Origin of the sequence: Streptomyces sp. NPDC057302, assembly GCF_042667685.1 — a bacterium.
Lineage (GTDB): Bacteria > Actinomycetota > Actinomycetes > Streptomycetales > Streptomycetaceae > Streptomyces.
Genome location: NZ_JBHUZJ010000024.1, coordinates 39,096 through 63,004, shown reverse-complemented (window position 1 = coordinate 63,004; position 23,909 = coordinate 39,096). Strand labels below are relative to the sequence as shown.

General features: G+C 72.5%; 20 protein-coding genes. 11 read left to right on the top strand and 9 right to left on the bottom strand.

All coding sequences use genetic code 11. The annotated features are described in order from the left end of the window. Positions 1-29: 29 nt before the first annotated feature. From dnaG to ACFUPX_RS19025, 4 genes are all read right to left on the bottom strand, one after another. The gene (gene dnaG / locus ACFUPX_RS19040; protein ID WP_383323340.1) at positions 30-1,937 is read right to left on the bottom strand and encodes a DNA primase; all 1,908 of its coding nucleotides are present in this window, start codon (positions 1,935-1,937) and stop codon (positions 30-32) included. 44 nt (positions 1,938-1,981) lie between these two features. Beyond that, entirely contained in the window at positions 1,982-3,244 is a 1,263-nt protein-coding gene (locus ACFUPX_RS19035; protein WP_383323337.1) for an NAD(P)/FAD-dependent oxidoreductase, read from the bottom strand. A 129-nt stretch (positions 3,245-3,373) separates the two neighbouring features. Continuing rightward, positions 3,374-4,714 carry a deoxyguanosinetriphosphate triphosphohydrolase gene (locus ACFUPX_RS19030; protein ID WP_383323334.1) on the bottom strand — a complete coding sequence of 447 codons (1,341 nt, stop codon included), beginning with the start codon at positions 4,712-4,714 and terminating at the stop codon, positions 3,374-3,376. Between the two features lie 57 nt (positions 4,715-4,771). Beyond that, the gene (locus ACFUPX_RS19025) at positions 4,772-5,668 is read right to left on the bottom strand and encodes a sirohydrochlorin chelatase (RefSeq protein ID WP_383323331.1); all 897 of its coding nucleotides are present in this window, start codon (positions 5,666-5,668) and stop codon (positions 4,772-4,774) included. Positions 5,669-5,992: 324 nt separating this feature from the next. Between ACFUPX_RS19025 and ACFUPX_RS19020 the strand changes: the two genes are divergently transcribed. Both ACFUPX_RS19020 and ACFUPX_RS19015 read left to right on the top strand, forming a co-directional pair. Next, positions 5,993-6,604: a vancomycin high temperature exclusion protein gene (locus tag ACFUPX_RS19020; RefSeq protein WP_383323440.1), complete on the top strand. Its 612-nt coding sequence runs from the start codon at positions 5,993-5,995 to the stop codon at positions 6,602-6,604. A 121-nt stretch (positions 6,605-6,725) separates the two neighbouring features. Further along, positions 6,726-8,921, top strand: a complete 2,196-nt coding sequence (locus ACFUPX_RS19015) for a molybdopterin oxidoreductase family protein (protein ID WP_383323328.1) — start codon at positions 6,726-6,728, stop codon at positions 8,919-8,921. 80 nt (positions 8,922-9,001) lie between these two features. Here the strand turns inward: ACFUPX_RS19015 and ACFUPX_RS19010 are convergent, their stop codons facing one another. Both ACFUPX_RS19010 and ACFUPX_RS19005 read right to left on the bottom strand, forming a co-directional pair. Then, a complete protein-coding gene (locus ACFUPX_RS19010; protein WP_383323325.1) occupies positions 9,002-9,298 on the bottom strand; it encodes a DUF6355 family natural product biosynthesis protein in 297 nt (98 codons plus the stop codon). A gap of 253 nt (positions 9,299-9,551) precedes the next feature. After that, the gene (locus tag ACFUPX_RS19005) at positions 9,552-9,995 is read right to left on the bottom strand and encodes a gamma-glutamylcyclotransferase family protein (RefSeq protein ID WP_383323322.1); all 444 of its coding nucleotides are present in this window, start codon (positions 9,993-9,995) and stop codon (positions 9,552-9,554) included. Positions 9,996-10,151: 156 nt separating this feature from the next. On the opposite strand from ACFUPX_RS19005, the gene ACFUPX_RS19000 reads away from it, so the two are divergent. Both ACFUPX_RS19000 and ACFUPX_RS18995 read left to right on the top strand, forming a co-directional pair. Further along, positions 10,152-10,865 (top strand): hypothetical protein, encoded by a 714-nt coding sequence (locus ACFUPX_RS19000; RefSeq protein ID WP_383323319.1) that lies wholly within the window; start codon positions 10,152-10,154, stop codon positions 10,863-10,865. Further along, on the top strand, positions 10,862-12,157 hold the full coding sequence (locus ACFUPX_RS18995) for an ATP-binding protein (RefSeq protein WP_383323316.1): 1,296 nt from the start codon (positions 10,862-10,864) through the stop codon (positions 12,155-12,157). The genes ACFUPX_RS19000 and ACFUPX_RS18995 overlap by 4 nt, the downstream gene beginning before the upstream one ends. Positions 12,158-12,177: 20 nt before the next feature. Here the strand turns inward: ACFUPX_RS18995 and ACFUPX_RS18990 are convergent, their stop codons facing one another. Beyond that, on the bottom strand, positions 12,178-12,849 hold the full coding sequence (locus ACFUPX_RS18990) for an NADPH-dependent FMN reductase (RefSeq protein ID WP_383323313.1): 672 nt from the start codon (positions 12,847-12,849) through the stop codon (positions 12,178-12,180). A gap of 94 nt (positions 12,850-12,943) precedes the next feature. On the opposite strand from ACFUPX_RS18990, the gene ACFUPX_RS18985 reads away from it, so the two are divergent. The 3 genes from ACFUPX_RS18985 (at position 12,944) to ACFUPX_RS18975 (ending at position 15,400) form a co-directional block, all read left to right on the top strand. Beyond that, on the top strand, positions 12,944-13,732 hold the full coding sequence (locus ACFUPX_RS18985; protein WP_383323310.1) for an aminotransferase class IV: 789 nt from the start codon (positions 12,944-12,946) through the stop codon (positions 13,730-13,732). 273 nt (positions 13,733-14,005) lie between these two features. Continuing rightward, entirely contained in the window at positions 14,006-14,581 is a 576-nt protein-coding gene (locus ACFUPX_RS18980) for a hypothetical protein (protein ID WP_383323307.1), read from the top strand. A 126-nt stretch (positions 14,582-14,707) separates the two neighbouring features. After that, positions 14,708-15,400, top strand: a complete 693-nt coding sequence (locus tag ACFUPX_RS18975) for a class F sortase (protein ID WP_383323304.1) — start codon at positions 14,708-14,710, stop codon at positions 15,398-15,400. A gap of 47 nt (positions 15,401-15,447) precedes the next feature. Here the strand turns inward: ACFUPX_RS18975 and ACFUPX_RS18970 are convergent, their stop codons facing one another. Together ACFUPX_RS18970 and ACFUPX_RS18965 are read right to left on the bottom strand one after the other, a co-directional pair. Continuing rightward, entirely contained in the window at positions 15,448-16,230 is a 783-nt protein-coding gene (locus tag ACFUPX_RS18970; protein ID WP_383323301.1) for a sulfite exporter TauE/SafE family protein, read from the bottom strand. Positions 16,231-16,652: 422 nt separating this feature from the next. Then, the gene (locus tag ACFUPX_RS18965) at positions 16,653-18,122 is read right to left on the bottom strand and encodes a ferric reductase-like transmembrane domain-containing protein (RefSeq protein ID WP_383323298.1); all 1,470 of its coding nucleotides are present in this window, start codon (positions 18,120-18,122) and stop codon (positions 16,653-16,655) included. Between the two features lie 797 nt (positions 18,123-18,919). On the opposite strand from ACFUPX_RS18965, the gene ACFUPX_RS18960 reads away from it, so the two are divergent. The 4 genes from ACFUPX_RS18960 (at position 18,920) to ACFUPX_RS18945 (ending at position 23,831) form a co-directional block, all read left to right on the top strand. Then, positions 18,920-20,218 carry an NAD(P)/FAD-dependent oxidoreductase gene (locus tag ACFUPX_RS18960; protein ID WP_383323295.1) on the top strand — a complete coding sequence of 433 codons (1,299 nt, stop codon included), beginning with the start codon at positions 18,920-18,922 and terminating at the stop codon, positions 20,216-20,218. 1 nt (position 20,219) lies between these two features. After that, positions 20,220-22,829, top strand: a complete 2,610-nt coding sequence (gene nirB / locus ACFUPX_RS18955) for a nitrite reductase large subunit NirB (RefSeq protein WP_383323292.1) — start codon at positions 20,220-20,222, stop codon at positions 22,827-22,829. 32 nt (positions 22,830-22,861) lie between these two features. After that, positions 22,862-23,185 carry a nitrite reductase small subunit NirD gene (gene nirD / locus ACFUPX_RS18950; protein WP_383323289.1) on the top strand — a complete coding sequence of 108 codons (324 nt, stop codon included), beginning with the start codon at positions 22,862-22,864 and terminating at the stop codon, positions 23,183-23,185. 61 nt (positions 23,186-23,246) lie between these two features. Next, positions 23,247-23,831 carry a TetR/AcrR family transcriptional regulator gene (locus tag ACFUPX_RS18945; RefSeq protein ID WP_383323286.1) on the top strand — a complete coding sequence of 195 codons (585 nt, stop codon included), beginning with the start codon at positions 23,247-23,249 and terminating at the stop codon, positions 23,829-23,831. Positions 23,832-23,909 lie beyond the last annotated feature (78 nt).

The window sequence follows — 23,909 nt, the reverse complement described above, 5'->3', positions numbered from 1 at the left end:
CGGGTAACCAGCGGGGCGCTACGTGAACCTCAGAGGGCGGCGGCGCCGCGCTCGCGCAGCGCCCTGCCGTACTGCTGGAGGACCCACAACTCGTTCTGCACGACCGCCAGTTGCGCGGCGTCGCCCTGGGCGCTCAGGCGGGCAAGGCTGCCCTGGACGTCGCGGATGCGGCGGTCCACGGCGCGCAGCCGGACCTGGACGAGCTGGTCGCCCGCATAGATCTCGTCGACCGTTCTGCGCAGGATCGCCTCGACGGCCAGCTCGGTGACCATGGCGCGGACCGTGTCGTCCGGCGCCGCGTCCAGGACGCGGGCCAGGTAGGTCTGCGAGTCGGAGATGCCCGCCTCGGCGCCGCCGGCCTCCTCGACGCACCGGCGCACCGCCGCGTACGGCGGGGCGGTGAACTCGTCCACTCCGTACGCGTCGAAGGCCGGGGAGACCAGCTCCGGGCGCTGGAGGGCCAGCTTGAGGAGCTCGCGCTCGGTGCGGTGGGCGGGGCTGCGCAGGGTGAGCGCGGGGCCCGAGGGACCGGACGGGGCCGTGGCCGCGTACTGCTGGCCCTGGTGGGTGCGCTGCTGCTGCGGGGCCGGGCCCCTGCCGCCCCGGTCGCGGGCCCAGCGCGCCAGCTGGGCGACGCGCTTGACGACGAACTGGGTGTCCATGATGCCGAGCATCCCGGCGAGCTGGACGGCCACCTCGTGCTGCGCGCCGCTGTTCTTGATGCGGGCCACGACCGGCGCCGCCTCGTCCAGGGCGGCGGCGCGGCCCGCGGGGGTCTCCAGGTCGTACCGTCCGACGATCTGGCGCAGCGCGAACTCGAAGAGCGGCGTGCGGGGTTGGACGAGGTCGGCGACCGCCGTGTCCCCCTTGGCCAGGCGCAGCTCGCAGGGGTCCATGCCGTCGGGCGCGATGGCGATGTACGTCTCGGCGGCGAACTTCTGGTCGTCCTCGAAGGCGCGCAGGGCGGCCTTCTGGCCTGCCGCGTCACCGTCGAAGGTGAAGATCACCCGCGCCGAGCCGTTGTCCATCAGGAGGCGGCGCAGGATCTTGATGTGGTCGCCGCCGAAGGCGGTGCCGCAGGTCGCGATGGCCGTGGTGACACCGGCGAGGTGGCAGGCCATGACGTCCGTGTACCCCTCGACGACGACCGCGCGGGAGGTCTTGGCGATCTCCTTCTTGGCCAGGTCGACTCCGTAGAGCACCTGGCCCTTCTTGTAGATCGGCGTCTCGGGGGTGTTCAGGTACTTCGGGCCGTTGTCGTCGTCGCGCAGCTTGCGCGCGCCGAAGCCGACGACCTCGCCGCTGATGTCGCGGATCGGCCACATCAGCCGGCCGCGGAAGCGGTCGATGGGGCCGCGGCGGCCCTCCTGGGAGATGCCGGAGAGGGTGAGCTCCTTGTCGCTGAAGCCCTTGCCGCGCAGATACCGGGTGAGGTGGTCCCAGCCCGCCGGGCTGTAGCCGACGCCGAAGTGCGCGGCGGCCGCCTGGTCGAAGCCGCGCTCGGCCAGGAACTTCCGGCCGATCTCGGCTTCGGGGCTCTCCAGCTGGTCGATGTAGAACTGCGTGGCGATCTTGTGGGCCTCGACGAGGCGGATGCGCTCCCCGCGCTGGTTCGAGGGGTTGTATCCGCCCTCCTCGTACCGCAGCGTGATGCCCGCCTGGGCGGCGAGGCGCTCGACCACTTCCGAGAAGGTGAGGTGGTCGATCTTCATCACGAAGGCGATCGTGTCGCCGCCTTCCTGGCAGCCGAAGCAGTGGAAGAGACCCTTGCTCGGGCTGACCTGGAAGGACGGTGACTTCTCGTCGTGGAAGGGGCACAGGCCCTTGAGGTTGCCACCGCCCGCGTTCCGCAGCTGGAGGTAGTCGGAGACCACGGCGTCGATCGGGACCGCGTCCCGAACCGCCTTCACGTCCTCGTCATTGATCCTGCCAGCCACGTTGGAATACTACGGCCCTGCTCCGACACTCCCGTCGGGCCCCGTCACCCGAGCAGCGACTCCAGGGGGACGGACGGGTCCGAGAGGGACTCGGCGGGCGGTCGTGCGCCCGTGCGGATCAGCTTCTGGATGGTGTCCGTGACGTCCCACACATTCACGTTCATCCCGGCGAGTACGCGTCCCTCGCTGAGCCAGAAGGCGACGAACTCCCGCTTGCCCGCGTCACCTCGGACCACCACCTGGTCGTACGACCCCGGGGGCGCCCATCCCGAGTACTCCAGGCCCACGTCGTACTGATCCGAGAAGAAGTAGGGCACCCGGTCGTAGGTGACGTCCTTGCCGAGCATCGCGCGGGCCGCGGCCGGGCCGCCGTTCAGGGCGTTCGCCCAGTGCTCCACGCGCAGCCTCGTGTCGAAGAGCGGGTGCTCGACAGCGGCCACGTCGCCCGCGGCGAAGATGTCCGGGTCCGAGGTCCGCAGGGAGGCGTCGACCACGACACCGCCGCCGTGCGCGCGGTCGGCGATTTCCAGCCCCGCCGCCTCGGCGAGCGCGATGCGCGGGGCGGCGCCGATCGCGGCGAGCACGTCGTGCGCCGGGTGCTCCTCGCCGTCGTCCGTGCGGGCGGCGAGGACGAGGCCGTCCTGGCCGGTGATCTCGGTGAGCGTGGCGCCGAAGTGGAAGCGCACGCCGTGCTCGGCGTGCAGGTCGGTGAACATCTGGCCGATCTCGGGGCCGAGGACCGCGTGCAGCGGGGTGGCCTGGGGCTCGACGACGGTGACCTCGGCGCCGTACGTCCGCGCGGCGGCGGCGACCTCCAGGCCGATCCAGCCCGCTCCGGCGATCACCAGGTGGCCGTTGTCGCGGCCGAGACCGGCGAGGACCTGGCGCAGCCGGTCGGCGTGCGCGAGGCGGCGCAGGTGGTGCACGCCGACCAGGCCGGTGCCGGGGACGTCGAGGCGGCGCGGCTCGGCGCCGGTGGCCAGGAGGAGCTTGTCGTAGTGGATGACGGCGCGGTCGCCCAGGTGGACGGTCTTGGTGGCGCGGTCGATGGAGACGACGGTCTGGCCGAGGTGCAGTTCCACGTCCGACTGCGCGTACCAGGCGGGTTCGTGCACGAAGACGCTGTCGCGCTCCTCCTTGCCCAGGAGATATCCCTTCGACAGGGGTGGGCGCTCGTACGGGTGATCGCGTTCGTCACCGATGAGGATCACCCGGCCGGTGAAACCCTCGGCCCGGAGTGTCTCGGCCGCTTTCGCGCCCGCGAGACCTCCTCCGACAATGACGAACGTCTGATCCGCGTCGACCACTTGATGCCTCCTCAAAGCCTTGCCGTCAGGGGGGAGCGTCCCGCACGGAGCGTGATGGGGGAAGGGGTTGCGGCCCGATCCGGCCAGTTTTCGTCACGCCCCGTGGTCGATCGGCTCATTCCGCATATGTCAGAGGTGTCTTGCCGTCAGCCGCGCGTGCAGGGAGCGGGCGGCGGCGTCCGTCAGCGACGCGATCTGGTCGACGACCACGCGCAGCGCGGCCCGGTCGTCGGACGCCGTGTCGTAGAGCGCGCGGAACTGCGGGTCGAGCCCTTCGGGAGCGCGTGCCGTGAGGGCCTGGGCCAGCTCGGCGACGACGATCCGCTGGTCGGCGCGGAGCCGCTCCTGGGCGGGGCGCTGCATCACGTAGCGGTCGGCGACGGCCTTGAGGACCGCGCACTCGTGGCGGGCCTCGCGCGGGACGACGAGCTCGGCGGCGTACCGCGTGAGCGGGCCCCTGCCGTACCGCGCGCGGGTGGCGCTCTCCGCGGCGAGGCAGAAGTGGCCGATGAGCTGGCTCGTGGCGTCCTTCAGGCGGCCCTGGGCGATCGCCGAACCGTCGTACCCGTGCGGCCACCACTCCTGCTCCAGGAGGCGGTCGAGGGCTTCGGAGAGCTCTTCGGGGTCGGTGTCCGCGGGGACGTACCGGCCGATGGCGACGGCGAAGATGTCCTGGCGCTCGGGCTCGGCGTGCAGCAGGTTCGGGTCGAGGTGCCCGGCGTGCAGGCCGTCCTCGATGTCGTGCACCGAGTACGCGACGTCGTCCGACCAGTCCATGACCTGGGCCTCGAAGCAGGTGCTGCGGCCCGGGGCCTCCTTGCGGACCCAGTCGAAGACCGGCCGGTCGTCCTCGTAGACCCCGAACTTGGGGGACTGCGGGTCGGTGGGGTGGGAGCCGCGCGGCCAGGGGTACTTGGTGGCGGCGTCCAGGGCGGCGCGGGTCAGGTTCAGCCCCACGCTGACCATGTCGCCCGTCTCCTCGCTGCGTACGAAGCGCTTGGGCTCGATGCGGGTGAGCAGGCGCAGCGACTGCGCGTTGCCCTCGAAACCGCCGCAGCTCTCGGCGACTTCGTTCAGCGCCTGCTCGCCGTTGTGCCCGAAGGGCGGGTGGCCCATGTCGTGGGAGAGGCAGGCGGTCTCCACCAGGTCCGGGTCGCAGCCGAGGGCGGCGCCGAGCTCGCGGCCGACCTGGGCGCACTCCAGGGAGTGCGTCAGGCGGGTGCGCGCGCTGGCGTCCCAGGCCTCGTTGCTGCGCGTGCCCGGGGTGACGACCTGGGTCTTCCCTGCGAGGCGGCGCAGCGCGGAGGAGTGCAGGACGCGTGCGCGGTCGCGCTGGAAGGAGGTGCGCCCCGGCCGTTTGTCCGGCTCGGTGGCCCATCGCTCGACGGCGGCCTTGTCATAGGCAGCCTCGGCCGCCTGGGCAGCCTGGGCCGCCTCGTCGTCGTATCCGCTCGGTGCTGTGCCTTCCATGCACCGACAGTAGACGCAAGCGGTGACAAAGCAGGCTTCAGGGCCCCTGGGCCGCCGTCAGACCGAGGCGAGCCGGTCCGACGTGACCCGCGGGGCGGCCATCGCGCTCGCGCGGGCCTGGTCGTAGCGGTGCAGGAGGAGGCGGGCCATCGCCGGGTGGGCGCCGAGCGGGGCCGAGGCGAGCCAGGGGGCGGCATCGGCGCACTGCGTGGCGAAGCGGCCCGGCGCCGTGAAGTACGAGGCCACGGCGGTGCGGTGGCGGCCGCGGGCACTGAGGGCACGCACCGCCGCGGGCACGTCGAGCGCGGAGGCGGCGGTCGTCGAGGCGTACGCGGGAACCACCGGTACGCCGAGCCGCTGGGCGAGCAGGTCCGCCGTGCGGCGGGTGTCCGTGGCGGAGTCCGGGTCGCGGGAGCCCGCCGCGGCGAGGACCACTGCGGCGGTGCGGCGCCCGGCCCTACCGAGCCCGGTCGGCCAGCCCGCTTCGATGAGCCGGTCGTGCAGCGCGTCGACGAGCAGGGGGTGCGGGCCGAGCGGGGCGGCGACCCGTGTGCCGAGGTGCGGTGCTCGGGCCGCGGCGTCGGGGATGTCGTGCTTGACGTGGTAGCCGCGGCCCAGCAGCAGCGGTACGAGGACGGCGGAGCCGCTCGCCGCGGCGAGGGTGTCGGTGAGCAGCGGCTCGTTCAGCTCGATGTGGCCCAGGCGCACGGTGAGCCCGGGGCGCAGCTCACGGACCCGTTCGACGAGCGCCGTGACGGTGGCGAGGGCGCGGGGGTCACGGCTGCCGTGGCCGACCACGACGAGGGCGGGCGCCGGCGCTGCGCGGCGCCTGCCGTCGAGCGACACGAGGGTGAGCTGGCTGCCGAGCTGGCTGGTGATCCGGTCCATGAGTTGCGCCGTACTTTCGAGAGGGGTGCTGCCGGACTCGTCGCGAAGTGGGTTCGACGGCGTCATGGACCGAGGATGGCCGCGCCGTATTGCGGTCGCGTTGCGCGCCGGTGACGGGCCCTTTCGGCCTGGCTCACGGCCGGAGCCGCGGCGTTGTCAGTGCGGTCGCTTACCGTTGTCGCAGTGATCGGATCGGGGGGATCCGGCATCGGGGCACGGGGGATCGGGATGAAGCGGCCGGGGTGGATGCGGGGGCCGGGGGCGGCGGGACCTTCCCTGTTGCGGGTCAGGGGCAGGGTCCGGACCCTGGCTCGCGCGGGCGTGGACCGGCTGCGCGGCCTGCGGCTGCCGCGCACGCGGCAGGGCCAGCGGCGGGCCGTGCAGGCCTTCATGGCCCTCTGCGTGGTGGCACTGCTGCCCGCGACGTGGCTCTTCGTGACGGCGGAGGGGCGGTTGCACACGACGGCCGACGTGCCGCGCACGCGGGTCGCGGTCGTGTTCGGCGCCGGGCTCTGGGAGGGCGAGCCCTCGCCGTATCTCGCGCACCGCCTGGACGCGGCGGCCGAGTTGTACGAGGCGGGGCGGATAGAGGTCGTGCTCGTCACCGGGGACAACAGCCGCGAGGACTACGACGAACCGGACGCCATGCGCGCCTACCTGACCGAGCGCGGAGTGCCGGGGCGGCGGATCGTCAGTGATTACGCGGGCTTCGACACCTGGGACTCCTGCGTGCGCGCCAAGAAGGTGTTCGGCGTCGACCGGGCGGTGCTGATCAGCCAGGGCTTCCACATACGCAGGGCCGTCGCGCTCTGCCGCGCGGCGGGCGTCTCGTCGTACGGCATCGGGGTCGACGCCAAGCACGACGCGACCTGGTACTACGGCGGCGCGCGGGAGGTGTTCGCCGCGGGGAAGGCGGCGCTGGACGCGGCGTTTCAGCCGGATCCGCACTTCCTCGGGTCCCGGGAGCCCGGCGTAGAACGGGCGCTGGCCGCACCTCGCTGACGGGCCTGGCCCCGGGCGCGAGCGGCTCACAACGGGGCGCGGTCCTCGCTGAGGTCGGCTTACCGCGCGTGTAACGCCATCGTGTCGGGGCGCGTAACAAGCGCGGCGGACGCTGGACCGTATGCACACCGAGGCGACACCCACCCACTGTCCGTACTGCGCGCTGCAATGCGGGATGGGCCTGACCTCGGGCCCCGGCGGGGTGGAGGTCGTGGAGCGTCCCGCGTTCCCCGTGAACAGGGGCGCGCTGTGCGGCAAGGGCCGCACGGCGCCCGCCGTGCTCTCCTCCCGGGTGCGCCTGACCGAGCCGCTCGTCCGGTCCCACGCCACGGGCCGGCTCGAACCGGCCACCTGGGAGGAGGCCGTCGGGCGCGTCGCCGAGGGCCTGACCCGCACGCGTACGGACCATGGCGCGGACGCCTGCGGAGTGTTCGGCGGAGGGGGGCTGACCAACGAGAAGGCGTACGCACTGGGGAAGTTCGCGCGGGTGGCGCTCGGCACGTCGCAGATCGACTACAACGGCCGGTTCTGCATGTCGTCGGCGGCAGCGGCGGGGCAGCGGGCCTTCGGGCTCGACCGTGGCCTGCCGTTCCCGCTTCAGGACATCCCGCGCACCGGCTGCGTGATCCTCGTCGGCTCGAACCTCGCCGAGACGATGCCGCCCGCGCTGCGGTACCTGACGGAGCTGAAGGCCAACGGCGGGAAGCTGATCGTCGTCGACCCGCGCAGGACCCGCACCGCCGAGCAGGCCGACCTGCATCTGGCGCCGCGCCCCGGCACCGACCTCGCCCTCGCGCTCGGCCTGCTGCACCTGGTGGTGGCCGAGGGGCGGACGGACGAGACGTTCATCGAGGAGCGGACCAGCGGCTGGCAGGAGGCGCGGGCGGCGGCGATGGCGCACTGGCCGGAATACGTGGAGCGGATCAGCGGCGTCCCCGTGCCCCAACTCCGGGACGCGGCACGGATGTTCTGCGACGCCGAGGCCGGAATGGTGCTCACCGCGCGCGGTCCCGAGCAGCAGTCCAAGGGGACGGACACGGTGGGCGCCTGGATCAACCTCTGTCTCGCGACGGGCAACGCGGGCCGCCCCCTGGCCGGTTACGGCTGCCTGACCGGGCAGGGCAACGGGCAGGGCGGACGGGAACACGGCCAGAAGGCCGACCAGTTGCCCGGCTACCGCAAGCTGACGGATCCGGCGGCGCGGGCGCATGTGGCAGCGGTGTGGGGCGTGGACCCCGACTCGCTCCCCGGCCCCGGGCGATCCGCGTACGAACTACTCGACGCGCTCGGCGGGGACATCAAGGCCCTGCTCCTGATGGGCTCCAACCCGGTCGTCTCGGCCCCGCGCGCCGCGCACGTGGAGGAGCGCCTGCGGTCGCTGGACTTCCTGGCGGTCGCGGACGTCGTCCTCTCCGAGACGGCTCAACTGGCCGATGTCGTCCTGCCGGTGACGCAGTGGGCCGAGGAGACGGGGACGGTGACGAACCTGGAGGGCAGGGTGCTGCTGCGCCGCAAGGCGGTGAGCGCGCCGGCCGGCGTCCGGAGCGACCTGGACGTACTCCACGGCCTGGCCGCCCTGCTGGGCCACGGCAAGGGCTTCCCGACGGACCCGGAGGAGGTCTTCGAGGAGCTGCGCCGGGCGAGCGCGGGCGGGGCGGCGGACTACTCGGGGATTTCGTACGCGCGACTGACGGAGGGGGACGGCGAGGGGGTGTTCTGGCCTTGCCCGGCGGGCGGAGAGGGGGTCGGGGCGGAGGTCGGGGCGATGGTCGGGCCGACCGAGGGAACGGCCGACGTACCGGATGCCGGTGCCGCGCCGCCCAGCGCGGACCCGGGCCCGCACCCCGGCACGGGCCCGCACCCCGGCACCCCCCGTCTCTTCCTCGACCGGTTCGCCACCGAGGACGGGCGGGCGCGGTTCGTGCCGGTGGTGCATCGGAGCGCGGCCGAGGAGCCGGACGCGGAGTATCCCGTGCTCCTGACCACCGGGCGGGTGCTCGCGCAGTACCAGTCGGGGGCCCAGACGCGCCGCGTCGATGAGCTCAACTCCGCGGCACCCGGCCCCTTCGTGGAGCTGCACCCGCGGCTCGCCGCCCGCCTAGAGATCGGGGAGGGCGAACCGGTGACCGTCGTCTCGCGGCGTGGCCGGGCCGTCGCCCCGGCACGGATCACGCGCACGATCCGCTCCGACACCGTCTTCATGCCGTTCCACTGGCCGGGCGAGGGCCGGGCCAACTCCCTGACGAACCCGGCGCTCGACCCAGTGTCGCGCATGCCGGAGTTCAAGGTGTGCGCGGTGCGGCTGGAGCGGGCCTGACCTGACCTGACCACTGGAGTGGCCGGGCATGGCTGCGGGCCGGGGGTGTGCCCCGGCCCGCTGTCATGCGCGTACGGGAATCAGCAGGTGCGGCCGAGGTAGTGCGCGCCCTGGATCTTGCTCGCCGATCCCAGCCAGCTCTTGCCCGGGCCCACACATCGCTCGTAGTCGGGGGCCAGCGCCACCTCCACCTTGATGACGACGTTCGAGCCGTCGCTCGTGCAGTGGTTGTAGAACGCGTCGCTGCCGGTCTCGTAGAACCCGCAGGGGTTCATGACGGCGGCCGGGGCGTGAGCGGAGGCGGCGGCCGCCACGGGGAGGCCGAGAGTGAGGGCTACGGCGCCGACGAGGGCCGGCAGCGAACGGCGAAGGCTCATGGGGCAACTCCTGCTGAGGACGTGGTGCTCACGCACCGACTCACGCACCGACTGGTGCACACGGAGAGTGCCACAATCGCGACTCTCCGCGATCATGTGGTTCACGTGGGTCGCTCGCACGGGTGATGGACTCCACCGGATCGAGTACGCAGGCGTTTGAGCTGCGAAATCGGCGCCACGGCCCGACCTGCGCGAGGCGGGCGCCGACCCCTCACCGCCGGCCTCTCGCTGCCGGCCCCTCACCGCCGGCCCCTCACCGCCGCGCACGGAACGCCGACCAGTCCCCTCCCCCGATCACCGCCCCCGAGGCGCGCAGCCTCGCCGCGACCCGGGGCGCCGCCACGTACACCCACGCGCGCGCCCTCGCCCCGCCCCGGAGGGTCACCTCGCGCGCCACACGCTCGTAGAGGTTGCGGGGGTCGCCGGGCGCGTACTCCTCCAGTACGTCGAGATCGGCGCGGAGCCGCTCGTACGCGGACGGCAGCGGGGCGATCAACTCGCCGTGCACCGGGCCGACTTCGGGGCCCTCCTCCACCAGGTACGGATAGCCGGGCCCTTCGTAGAGGACCGCCCCCGCGAGGCGGGCCGGTACCTCCTGCGTGACGTTGCCGCGCAGGTAGACGTCGTGGTTCGGCTCCCCCGGCCGCAGCGTTCCGTACACGAAGAACGGCAGCCGGGCCTCGTACGTCGACGTCATGCGCCCGATTCTCGCCGGAGCGGCAGGCAGGGGCGGCAAGCAGGGGCGACCGGCCAGGCCGAAGGTCCTGATCTCGGAGTTTCCACCCCACTCGCCCCCGTCTGTTACATAACATCACGGTTTCTGTGATGCGCCCTTCCTACCGTCGGTAGAGCCATGAACCTCACCTGCCCCCACCGCCGCCTCCTGCGCCGCGCCGCCCTCCTCGTCCTCGCGGCGGCCGTCGTGCTGGCCGGATGCGGCAGCGTGGACGGCCTCGACACCGGTGAGCCCGCGCCGTCCGTGTCCGTGCAACCCCGCCCCGAACCGCTCTGGCCCTCCTGGACCGGTACGTCCTCCAAGGCGCCCGGCGCCGACGCGGCCACCCACCAGCCGCCGCCGGAACCCCTGGAGGGACTGGGGAAGCTGGGCAAGGGCGGGCTCGGCGCGGAGGACTTCCGCAAGGTCCTGCGGGCCGACCCGCGGATGAAACCGCTCGCCGACCGCGGCGAGATCGACCACCCGGGCCGGGCCGGACTCCGCCCGCCGCTGCTCACGGACCTGACCGGCGACGGGCGCCCCGAGCTGCTCGTCGCCGCCGACACGGAGAGCGGCCGGAGCGTCCTCACCGTCTACCGGGAGCAGGACGGCCGCGTCTACCCGGTCCTGTTCACCTCCGGGAAGCGCATGAGCATCGAGCGGCTCGGCCCGGATCTGCTGGTGCGCAGCCCCTGCTCGGACGGCGGCGACCAGGCCGTGCGGTTCCACTGGGACGGCGTACGGATGTCCACGGTGAGCGACACCAAGAACTACAAGAAGTCGCAGGACACCGCGAAGCCCACGCCGAAGCCCGCCCCGGAGTCCTCGGGCGGCGCGGACGGGCAGCGGTGAAGGGCGTCGCCCGGCGTGCCCGCGCCGCGCTCAACGCCCTCGGGCTGCGCTGGAAGATCGCCGCGCTGCTCGCCCTCGGCTGTGCGGTCGTCGCCGTCGCCATCGGGGTCCTCGTCCACCAGGCGCGCCTGGAGCAGGTGTCCGTGAGCGCCAGGTCGGGGGCGACCGCGCAGCTCGTGCGGGTGCGCCAGCTGTACGAGCTGACGGGGCAGGTCGACACCGGCGGCGACGCCGACACGGACGCCGCCCTCGACGCGCCCGACCTGCCCGCGTCGCTGCGGGCCGCCGCCCTGGACGGGCGGCGGACCACGTACCTCGACATGGGCGCCGCCGATCCCGTCGTGTGGGCGGCGCGCCCGGTCGGCGACCATGTGCTCTCCGTCCGCGAGCCGCTGGCCGAACAGGCCGCCGAGATGGCCGAGTTCGACCAGCAGCTGATGGCTTCGGGCGCCGTCGTCGTCATCCTCGCCGCACTCGGCGGCGCCGCGCTCGCCAGCCGTCTCAGCCGCGAGCTGCGGTCCGCGGCGGCCACCGCTCGCCGCATCAGCCAGGGCGATCTGGACGCCCGTATCGACCATCCGCGACCCTCGGGTGGCCGCAACGGCGGACCCGGCAAGGACGAGGTGGCCGAGCTCGCCACCGCCGTCGACACGATGGCGGCCTCACTCCAGCAGCGCCTGGAGGCCGAGCAGCGCTTCACCGCGGATGTCGCCCACGAGCTGCGCACCCCGCTGACCGGTCTGCACACCGCGGCCGAGCTGCTGCCGCAGAGCCGCCCCACGGAACTCGTACGGGACCGGGTGCTCGCCCTGCGCACCCTCACCGAGGACCTGCTCGAAGTGGCGCGGCTCGACGCGGAGGTGGAGCGGCCCGATCTGGACACGCATCCGCTGGGCACGCTGGCCGAGGGGATCGTGCAGCGGTCGGGGTGCCCGGTGCGGTTCGCGGCGGCGTGCGGCCAGGACGACACGCTCGTACGCACCGACGCGCGCCGACTGGAGCGGATCATCGCCAACCTCGTCGCCAACGCCCGCAGGCACGGGGCCGATCCGGTCGACGTGCGGGTGGCCGGGCCCGTGGTCACGGTCAGCGACCAGGGGCCCGGCTTCCCCGAGCACCTTCTGAGGGACGGCCCGCAGCGCTTCCAGACCGGCGCCCGTGAGCGCGGTCAGGGCACGGGCCTGGGCCTGACGATCGCGTTCGGCCAGGCGCAGGTCATCGGCGCGCGGGTGGAGCTGCGCAACGCAAAGGGCGGCGGGGCGGTGGCATCGGTACACCTGCCGCAGGCCTAGCCGCGCGCGCCGTACCACTCTCAACTGCCGTACGGGCGGACCTCCTTGGCGCCCCGCAGCGCCCACGCCCACCAGTGGAGCTGGTCGAGCATCGACTTGGCGGCGGCGTTCGCGGCCGTCGGGTCCTTGTGGGTGCCGTCGTCGGCGAAGAGGGCGCCCGCGTTGTGGAAGGAGACGGTGTCGCGGATCGTCATGGTGTGCAGCTCGGCGAAGACGGGACGCAGGTGCTCGACCGCGCGCAGACCGCCGGAGAGCCCTCCGTAGGAGACGAAGGCGAGGGGCTTGGCCTGCCATTCGGCGTTGTGCCAGTCGATGAGGCTCTTGAGGGAGGCGGGGTAGGAGTGGTTGTACTCGGGGGTGAGGACGACGAAGGCGTCGGCGGCGGCCAGCTTCGGGGTGACCTTGCCGAGTTCGGCGAGCGTCCCGGGCGACGGGTTGAAGGAGAGCGCGGTGGGGAGGTGGGATTCGGCCAGGTCGACGACGTCCACCTCGAAGTCCGCGTGCTCGCGGATCCGGTCCAGCAGCCAATCGGCGACGATCGGCCCGAACCGGCCCTCGCGGTTGCTTCCGATGATGACGGCGACGCGGAGGGGTGTGGCGGGCGTGCCGGGAGTGGCGGCGGCAGCGGCAGTGGCGGCAGCAGCGGTATTGGCGGCGGACGGGGAATCGGTGGCAAGCGTGTTCTGGGTCATGAGCAGAGCCTCGTTGCTCAACCTAGGTTGAGGTCAAGCGGATCCTGTGGCGGCTTCGGCAGGGGTCTGCCGCAGCCGACGTACCGTGCAGCCCATGAACACAACTCCCGCACCCCTGCACCGCCTTGAGATCGACGGTCGGGCCGCCACCGCCGACCGGCTGCTGTGGCCCGCGCTCGGCGGTATGGGGCACTTCACCGCGATGCAGGTCAGGGGCGGTGCGACACGTGGGCTCGGGCTGCATCTGGCCCGGCTTGACGCGGCCACCCGTGAGCTCTTCGACCGGGGGCTCGACGGTGGGTACGTCCGCGAGCTCGTCCGGCACGTGCTCCGCGACGACATCGCCGACGCTTCCGTACGCGTCCACGTCCACGCACCCGAGGGCGAGCCGTCCGTGACGGTCACCGTGCGGGCGCCCGGCGGGGTGTCCGAGAGCGCGCAGGCCCTGCGGTCCGTGCCCTACCAGCGCCCCTTTCCGCACATCAAGCACCTGGGCGGCTTCGGGCAGGCCCGTCACGGAGAGCTCGCCCGGCGCGCGGGCTTCGACGACGCGCTGCTCACCGGGCCCGACGGGACGATCAGCGAGGGCGCCGTCACGAACGTCGCCTTCTACGACGGCTCGGAGGTCGTCTGGCCCGACGCGCCCTGCCTGACCGGCATCACGATGCAGCTCCTCGAACCGCGGCTCGCGGATGCCGGGCTGCCCACACGCCGGGCCCCGGTCACGCTCGCGGACCTCTCCTCCTACACGGCCGTCTTCGTCACGAACGCGCGGGGCATCGCGCCGGTGCGGCGGATCGACGCCACGGAGTTCGAGGTCGACGAGAAGCTGATGGCGACCTTGGCGGGGCTCTACGCCGACGTTCCCTGGGACGCCGTCTGAGGCGGCCTCAGGTTTTCGGGCGGGTGTTCGTCACCCATTCACAGGCGCCGCGCACCCCCTTCGGATTCTTCTCGGCGACACGCCGGGTGACCTGCTGGAATGTTCCCGCCGAAGTGTCAGGAGCCGCTCTCCCACAGAGTTTCTGACCGCCCCTCAGGAGGCGTGGGCCGCCGAGTGCCACTTACCTCGGTACAGCGGGGTTCGACCGACGCAGCGGCACTTGGGGGTGCCGCGGGCCGTGCCCTCTGATGGCCCCTCGGAGGAGCAAGCACGATGCGCAAAGCCCGCCTGCTGACCACTGCCGCGCTCGCCGTCGCATCGGCGGGCTTCCTGACGCCCGCCGCGGCTGCCGCGGCGTTCGCCGCCGGGGGAGGCCTGGAGATCCATCCCGCCACGGTCATGCCCGGCTCCACGGTCACCGTGAACACCTCCGCGTGCGGCAGCGGAGGAACCGCTACGGGCGACGCGAGCGCGGTGGGCGCGGGCACGTTCACGCTCGCCCCGAGCACGCCCGAGGAGAGCGAGGACCACGAGATGGGCTCGGAGGACGCGACCGGCCGGTTCAAGGTGCCGCCGTCGGCACAGCCCGGCACGTACGAGATCGTCGCGAAATGCTCCGGCTCCGGCGCGGACGGCAAGCAGGTGGCGGGCGATCTGGTCGTGACGATCACCTCGACCGCCGCGGCCCGCGAGCAGCAGGTGGCTCCGAAAGGACATGTGAAGACGGGGGTCGGCGGCGCGCTTGGCCCCGACCCCGTGCAGACCGCGGCGGGTGTGGCGGCGCTGGCCGTCGCCGCCGCGGGCGGTACCTGGCTCCTGCATCGCCGGGCGAGAGGCGACAGGATCTGACGGACACCCTCCGCTGTCCACCGGTACCGCCAGCCCCCTCCCCCTCCGGGTCCGCCTGTCCCTCGCGGATCCGGAGAGGGATGCGGGGACCGGCCTCCCCGAACCCTGAGGGGGACGAGTCGATTGATGCGCAGGAAGAGTCCGAGCGGGAAGAACCCGGGTGGGAAGAGCCCGAGCAGGAAGACTCTTAACTCCGCCATAGGCGCGGTCACCGTGCTCGCGCTGTGCTCCGGGGCGTGGCTGCTGTACAACGGCACCGCGTCCCATCCGCCGCCCCAGCCGTCCGCCGCGCAGGCGGCAGCGTCGTCGGCGTCAGCGTCGGCGCATTCCCACTCCGGCCGCGCGTCGGCGGCCCCGGCGCTCCCCCCGTCCCCACCCGACCGGATCCGGATCCCGGCGATCCGGGTCGACGCGCCCCTCATGGGACTCGGCCTCACCCGGCAGGGCAGTCTCGACGTACCGCCCCCCAAGAAGACGAATCTCGCGGGCTGGTACGAGTCGGGGACGACGCCCGGCGAGACGGGTACCGCCATCGTGGCGGGGCACGTCGACAACGCCGACGGTCCGTCCGTCTTCTACGACCTGGGCGGTCTGACCAGGGGCCGCACGATCGAGATCGAACGCAGGGACGGCAGCGTGGCCGTGTTCACGGTCGACGCGAACGAGGTCTACGACGCGAAGAAGTTCCCGGATGACAAGGTCTACGGGGCGGCGGACCGGCCGGAGCTGCGGGTGATCACCTGCGGCGGCAGCTATTCGAGGAAGACGGGCTACCAGGGCAACGTGGTGGTGTTCGCCCACCTGACGAGCGTGCGCTGACGCGGTCCTGCGTGGGCTGACGCTGGACTGGGTGCGCTGAAGCCGTCCTAGGCGAGCCACTGCTCGTACGCCATCTTGGCCACGAGGCCGAAGACGGTGGTGAGCAGTACGATCCGGACGAAGCCGCTGCCCTTCTTCAGCGCGGTGTGCGCGCCGAACATGCCGCCCGCGAGGTTGAAGACGGCCATCAGCGCGGCCAGTTGCCACAGGACCGCGCCCTGCCAGGCGAACATCGCGAGGGCGCCCGCGTTGGTGCAGCAGTTGACGATCTTCGCGGTGGCGGACGCGGATACCAGGTCGAGGTGGAGCACGGCGGTCAGCGCGAGGACCAGGAAGGTGCCGGTGCCGGGCCCGATGAGCCCGTCGTAGAACCCGATGCCGAGGCCCGCGAGGCCGATGGCGGCGAGGATGCGCTTGGGCGAGGCGGGCCGGGCCGACGGCGCGGTGCCGAAGGCGGGCCGGAAGATGACGAAGGCTCCGACGCCGAGCAGCACCACCATGATCACGGGCTTGAGCACCTCGGTGCTCATACCGGCGGCGAAGAAGGCACCGCCCATGGACCCGGCGAGCGCGGCGAGTCCGATCCGTACGGCGGTGCGCACGTCGACGGGCGTCTTCCTGACGTACGTCACCGCGGCGCCGGTCGTGCCGACGATGGCGACGGCCTTGTTCGTCCCGAGTGCGTGCGCGGCCGGGGTCGAGCCGGGGAGCCCGAGCAGCAGCGCGGGCAGCAGCAGGAGACCGCCTCCGCCGACCACGGCGTCGATCCAGCCGGCCGCGAGGGCGGCGACGCAGAGGACGACGACGGTGGTCAGAGATATGTCGGGCATGATCGCGACCCTATGGAGAGGGTGATCGTGCCGTCCATGGAAACCGGGGAGAGTTGAGGGTCTTCAGAGGTTTCCCTCCGGGCTCGCAGGTCTTCCCTTACTCGTCTTGCATGTTCTTGCTCGTCTTGCTCGTCTATGGCGCCGCTTGAGGTGCCGGGACCCCTGTCGGTGCGCGGTCGGGTGCCGGAGGTGACGCCGGGTCGACGGTGAACGCGAGGACCGTGGCGACCAGCGCGCTCGCTCCGGCGAGGCCCGTCGCCAGCTTGCGGCGCGCTTGCAGGGTGGGGCCCTGGGCAGGGCCTACGGGTTTGCGGTGACGTCCCACGTCAGCTCTGCCCCTCTCGGAAGGCTCGGATGTCTGTACTGGCTCGGATGTCTGTGCTGGCTCGGAAGGCTGTACTGGATCGGAAGGCTGTGCTGGCTCAGAAGGTGAAGCACTCGGCGTGGATGCGCTCCTCGGGCACCCCGGCCCGTACGAGGGCGGTGGTGGCGGAGGCGGTCATTCCGGGTGGGCCGCACAGATACACGTCGTGCTCGGCGAGGTCGGGGATCAGGTTGCGCAGGGCCTGCGGGGCGAGCGGGTCGAAGGAGGCGTCGGAGCGACCGAGCAGATAGTGCAGCCCCGCTCCCCTGCTCCGGGCGATCCCCTCCAGCTCCTCGCGCAGCACCAGCTGCTCGGAGCTGCCCGCCCGGTAGAGCAGGGTGATGTCCCCGGGCCCGCCCGGCAACGTCTCGAACAGCGCCCGCATCGGGGTGATCCCGACCCCGCCCGCGAGCAGCAGCACCTTCCTCCTCGTACGCCGGTGAGCCGTCAGCGCCCCGAAGGGGCCGGTGGCGAGCACCCGCGTCCCCGGCTTCAGGCGCCGCATCCGCCGCGTGTGGTCGCCGATGGCCTTCACGGTGATCCGCAGGGTGTCGTCGCGCACGGGCGCGGACAGCGAGAACGGCAGCGCGGTGCGCCAGAGCCTGCGCCGCAGGAAGCGCCAGCGGAAGAACTGGCCGGGTTCGGCGCGCAGTTCGTCGAGCCCGATGCCCTGCATCACGACCGACACGACACCGGGCCCTTCGTCGCGTACGTCGATGACGCGCAGGCTGTGCTTCAGCGCCTGCCGCACGGGTACGACGACGCGGTACCAGACGAGCAGGACCGCGACCGTGGCGTGCAGCATCGACCACACCCACACGGTCAGGATGCTGCCCGCCACGTCCGGGCCCGCGAGCTGGTGCACGAAGGCGAGCGCAGCGCCGAGGTAGGTCAGCAGGTGCACGGCCCGCCAGGTCTCGTGCGGGACGCGGCGCCGCATCGCCCGCGCCGAGGTGACGCCGACGGCCACGAGCAGCGAGGTCCCTGCGGCGGCGAGGGCGAGCCCCGGATATCCGAGCAGGTCGAGGGTGGCGCTGAGGAGGTCGGTGTCGGCGTGGGCGGCGTATCCGCAGAGGGCGAGCAGGGCGTGGGCCAGGCACAGGGTGAGTACGTAGCGACCGCCGAGGGCGTGCAGCCGCGCGAGCCGGTCGGCGCCGACGCCGTGTTCGAGCGCGGGGACGCGGGCCATCAGGAAGAGCATGACGAGGATGCCGTACCCCGCGAGCACTCCCGTGAGGTGGGCGCCGGTGGCGAAGAGCACGTCGAGCCTGGCCGAGGGTTCGGCCTGCACGGCCCAGAGGGCGGTGACGGCGAGGGCTCCGGCGAGGGTGCCGGTGCGCAGGGCGGTGGGGGTGATGCGGATCGGGGGGACGGGGGTGGCGGCCGCCCGGGGCCGGCCGCGCACCCGTCCGGCGACCCGCGGGGGCACCTCCGGCATCGGCGGAACATCCGGTCCCTCTGTCTGCCGCAGGTATGCGGCGAGCGCGGGATACGCGGCGAGTCGTGAATCGGCTACCTCGGTGGTCACCGCCGCAGACTAGGCGCGGGGTGGGGGTGGAAGTCGCTGGTCAGGGGGTTGATGCGGATCCTTAAGGTGGGCTTGAGGGTTGGCTCAACGGGGGTTAAGTCCTGGGGCGTGCGGGGCTGGTCGGGTCGCGGGGTCGGGGTGTGCGGGGCTGGTCGGGTCGCGGGGGTGCGGTGGGCGCGGAACTGGTCCGGCTGTGGGGGCGGGGCGTGCGGTGCTGGTCCGGCTGCGGGAACGGGGGTGGGCGGTGCTGGTCCGGCTGTGGGGCGGTGCCGCGCCGGTATGTCCGTCCTCGCCATCGTCCGGTGGCCGTCTTGGTACTTCGGTTCCGGAGTGCCGCGAACCGTGCTCCGGGCGGAAATACCGGCACGTCCCCTCGGGTGCGCTCCCGACTGCGGGTACGTGGGGGCTGATCACTCGTGGCGACGGATCTCCCCCACCCACCCCCGCCCGGGACCACGGGTCGCTGCGGGGCAATCGGGCGGGTGGGCGGGAAAGGCCTGTTCGTCCGGGGTCGGATGCGGGGTGAACGGGCGGGCGGGCGGGAGAGGCCCGTTCGGCCAGGGTCGGATGCGGGGTGAACGGGCGGGCGGGCGGGAGAGGCCCGTTCGGCCAGGGTCGGATGCGGGGTGAACGGGCGGGTGGGCGGGAGAGGCCCGTTCGGCCACGGTCGGATGCCGGGCGAGCGGGCCGGCGGGGGGCACCCTCACATCCCGCCCCGGCGCCCGCTGAGGGCAGCGTTGCCACCGGGAAACAGTCAGGATCCCGACGGGTAACACCGCCCCCGCACTCTGCCGTACATGACCTATTCGACCCGCGTAGTGGTGATCGGCGCCGGACTGGCCGGCGCCCGCCTCGCCCAGCGGCTCGGGCCCAGCACAGCCACCGGCACCGGCACCGGCACCGGCACCAACGCCCTCCTCATCGGAGATGAACCGCACGCACCGTACAACCGCGTGCTCCTCGCCGACGTCCTCTCCGGACGCCTCGGTCCGGACGTCATCGGCCTCCCCCACGCCCCCGGCGAGTACCTCCGCACCCGCGCCGTCCGCGTGGACCCCGCGGACCGGATCGTGCACTGCGCGGACGGCAGCGTCGTCCCGTACGGAACCCTCGTACTCGCCACCGGATCGAATCCCGTCCTCCCGCCCCTCCGCGGCCTCTTCGAGCCCGGTGCCACCGAGCTCCCGCGCGGCGTGCACGCGTTCCGGACCATGGACGACTGCCTCGCCCTGTCCGAGGCCGTGGGGGCAGGAACAGGAACAGGGAAAGGGAAAGGGAAAGGGACAGGTACCCGCGCCGTCGTCATCGGCGGCGGCCTCCTCGGCGTATCGGCCGCCCGCGCGCTCGCCGTCCGCGGCGCCCAGGTAGTCCTCACCCAGCAGGGCGACCGCCTCATGGAGCGGCAGCTCGACCCGGCCGCCAGCGCCCTGGTCCAACGGCATCTCACCGAGCTCGGGGTGGAAGTGCACACCGAGTGCCGGGTGCGCGGCGTGCGCCAGGCCGACGGAGCCGTACGGTCGGTCGAGCTGGCCGACGGGTACGTCCTCGGCACCGACCTCACCGTCCTCGCCTGCGGCGTCCGCCCCCGCACGGGCCTCGCGCAGGCCGCGGGCCTCGACGTACGCCGCGGCATCGTCGTCGACGACGAGCTGCGCACCTCCGACCCGCACATCCGCGCCATCGGCGACTGCGCCGAGCACTCCGGCGAGGCCCGCTGCCTGGCGGCCCCCGCGCTCGAACAGGCCGACGCCCTCGCGGACTCCCTGCTCTCCCCGCGCGATGCCCGCCCCTACTCCGGCACCCGCGCCCTCACCCGCCTCACCCTGCACAACGGACGCCCCGGCTCCGCACCCCTGGACCTGGCGGCCTTCGGCGACCCCGAGCACCGGCACGACGACGACGTCGTCCAGCTCGCGGACGCCACCCGTGGCACGTACCGCAAGGTCGTCGTGCGCGGCGACCGGCTCGTCGGCGGCGTACTGCTCGGCGAGCTCACCGCAGTCGGCGCGCTCGCCCGCGCCTGGGAGGCCGACGACCCGCTGCCCGCCGACGGCAGCCCCCTGCTCCACCTGCTCACCTATGACGGAGGCCTCTGAGATGCCCACGGACACCCCCCGCCACGGCGCGCGCGACCACACCATCGTGCTGGTCGGGCACGGCATGGTCGGCCAGCGCTTCCTCGAGGCCATCGCCGCACGAGGCCTCACCGGCACGCACCGCGTGGTCGTCCTGTGCGAGGAGCCGCGGCCCGCCTACGACCGCGTACAGCTCACCTCGTACTTCGCGGGCCGCACGCCCGACGAACTCTCCCTCACCGACCCGGAGTTCATCGAGCAGCACGGGATCGAGCTGTACGTCGGTGATCCCGCCGAGAGTGTCGACCGGGACGCGAAGACCGTCACCTCGCGCTCCGGGCAGACCTTCGTCTACGACACCCTGGTCCTCGCGACCGGCTCCTTTCCCTTCGTGCCGCCCGTGCCCGGCAAGGACATCACCGGCTGTTTCGTCTACCGCACGATCGAGGACCTGCTCGCCATCGAGGAGTACGCGAAGACGTACGCCACGACCGGCGCCGTCGTCGGCGGCGGGCTGCTCGGCCTGGAAGCGGCGGGCGCGTTGCGCGGGCTCGGACTCGCCACGCATGTCGTCGAGTTCGCGCCGCGGCTGATGCCCGTCCAGGTCGACGAGGGCGGCGGCGCGGCGCTCCTGCGCACCATCACGGGGATGGGCCTGAGCGTGCACACGGGCGTCGGCACCCAGGAGATCGTCGGCACGGAAGGTGCCGTCAGCGGGATGAAGCTGTCGGACGGGAGTGAACTCGCCACCGATCTGGTGGTGTTCTCGGCGGGAGTCCGGCCCCGCGATCAACTCGCCCGCGAGACCGGCCTTTCGGTGGGTGAGCGCGGCGGTATCACTGTCGACGAGCAGTGCCGCACCAGCGACCCCTCCGTGTACGCGATCGGCGAGTGCGCCCAGGCGTCGGACGGCCGGGTCTACGGGCTCGTCGCACCCGGATACGAGATGGCGGAGACCGTCGCCGCCGCGATCGCCGCGGAGGAGTCGAGCTTCACGGGCGCCGATCTGTCGACCAAGCTGAAGCTTCTGGGAGTGGATGTCGCCTCCTTCGGCGACGCGCACGGCGCGACGCCCGACTGCCTCGACGTCGTCTACTCCGACTCGCGCTCGGGGACGTACAAGAAGCTGGTCATCGGCGCGGGCGGCGAGCTGCTCGGTGGTGTCCTGGTCGGCGACGCGGAGGCGTACGGCGTGCTGCGGCCGATGACCGGGAGCGTGCCGCCGGTCTCGCCGGAGCAGCTGGTCCTTCCCGCGGGCGCGGGCGGACCGGTGTCGATCGGCCCGTCCTCGCTGCCGGACTCCGCGGTCATCTGCTCCTGCCACAACGTCACCAAGGGCACGATCCGCGGCGCCGTCACCGAGCACAGCTGCACCACCGTGCCCGAGGTCAAGAAGTGCACCAAGGCCGGTACGGGCTGCGGCAGTTGTGTGAAGGTGCTCGGGATGCTCGTCAACGACGAGCTGGAGGCTTCGGGCGTCGAGGTCGACAAGGGACTGTGCGGCTGCTTCGGCCAGACCCGCCAGGAGCTGTACGAGATCGTGCGCACCCTGGGCATCACCTCCTACCGGCAGCTCCTGGACTCCCACGGCCGCGATGCCGCGCGCGGCGGCGAGGGCTGCGAGACGTGCAAGCCGACGGTCGGTTCGATCATCGCCTCGCTGGCGCCGACGATCGGCGCCGACGGCTACGTACTCGAAGGCGAGCAGGCCTCCCTCCAGGACACCAACGACCACTTCCTCGCCAACCTCCAGAAGAACGGCTCCTATTCGGTCGTGCCGCGCATCCCCGGCGGCGAGATCACCCCGGACAAGCTGATCGTGATCGGCGAGGTGGCACGGGACTTCGGGCTCTACACGAAGATCACCGGCGGTCAGCGCATCGACATGTTCGGTGCGCGCGTGGAGCAACTGCCTTTGATCTGGACCCGGTTGGTGGATGCAGGCTTCGAGTCGGGTCATGCGTACGGGAAGTCGCTGCGGACGGTGAAGTCGTGCGTCGGGCAGACCTGGTGCCGCTACGGCGTGCAGGACTCGGTCCGGATGGCGATCGACCTGGAGCTGCGCTACCGCGGCCTGCGCTCCCCGCACAAGCTGAAGTCGGCCGTCTCCGGCTGCGCCCGCGAGTGCGCGGAGGCCCAGTCCAAGGACTTCGGCGTGATCGCCACGTCGAGCGGCTGGAACTTGTACGTGGGCGGCAACGGCGGCGCGACCCCGCGCCACGCGGACCTGCTCGCGCAGGATCTGTCCGACGCCGAACTGGTGCGGCTCATCGACCGGTTCCTGATGTTCTACATCCGTACGGCGGACCGCCTGGAGCGTACGTCGACCTGGCTGGAGCGGATCGAGGGCGGCCTGGACCACGTACGCGACGTGGTCGTCCATGACTCGCTCGGCCTCTGCGCCGAACTGGAGGCCCTGATGGCCGACCATGTCGCGCACTACCGCGACGAGTGGACCGAGACCATCAACGACCCCGAGCGGCTCGCCCGATTCGTGTCCTTCGTGAACGCGCCCGACGTCCCCGACCCGACCGTGAGCTTCGTGCCCGAGCGGGAGCAGATCAAGCCGGACCTGCCTCTCCTCACCATCGGCTCCCGCCCCCGCGACCTGGAAGGTGCTGCATCCCGATGACCCAGACGACTCAGACGACTCAGACGACCCAAATGAGCGTTCAACTCCGCCTGAATGAAGACTGGTTCGAGGTCTGTGACCGCGCGCACCTCCAGCCGGGCCGCGGTATCGCCGCGCTGCTCCCCGACGGCCGTCAGGCCGCGCTCTTCATGGACCGCGCGGGCCGCGCGTACGCGATCGACAACCGCGACCCGTTCACGGGCGCGGCGGTGCTCTCGCGCGGACTGCTCGGCGCGGCGTCCGGCCGGCCGTTCGTCGCCTCGCCGCTCCTGAAGCAGCGGTTCGACCTGGAGACGGGGCGGTGCCTGGACGACGATTCGGTGACGGTGGAGACACACGCCGTACGTCTCGCCTGACCCCCTCGCCATTCGCCCCAACTACTTGACCGACCGTTCCAGTATTGCTTACTGTTCCTTCGTGGCCAGGACCAAGGAATTCGATCCGGACGCCGCGCTCCAGTCGGCCCTAGAGCTGTTCTGGCGGCGCGGCTACGAGGCGACGTCGATGGCGGACCTCGTGGAGGAGCTCGGCATCGGACGCGCCAGCATCTACGCGACCTTCGGCAACAAGCACGAGCTGTACCTGAAGGCACTGGACCGGTACGCCGAGTTCCAGAACCCGCGCCTGCTCGCCGAGCTCTCGCAGCCGGGCCCCGCACTGCCCGCGGTCCGCGCGGTGGTGCGCCGCTTCGGGGGCGAGGCCTCCACCGACGAAGCGCGCCTGAACGGCTGTTTCATCACCAACACGGCGGCCGAGCTCGGGCCGCACGACGAGTCGGCCGCCCGCTGCGTCGAGCGCAGCTGGGAGCACATGGAGACGCTGCTGCACTCCGCGCTCGTGCGCGCCCAGGCACAGGGCGAGCTGCCGGAGGACCGTGATCCGCTCGCCCTCGCCCGCATGCTGCTGACCCTGATGCAGGGGCTGCGCGTCGTCGGCAAGGCGTCGAAGGATCCGGCGCGGATGCGGGACGCCACGGAGCAGGCACTGAGCCTGCTCGACTAAACCTCCACCTCGACCTCCCCCTGCACCTCCGCCTCCCCCCCTGCACCCTCGACCTTTTCCCATACCCTCATACTGAAC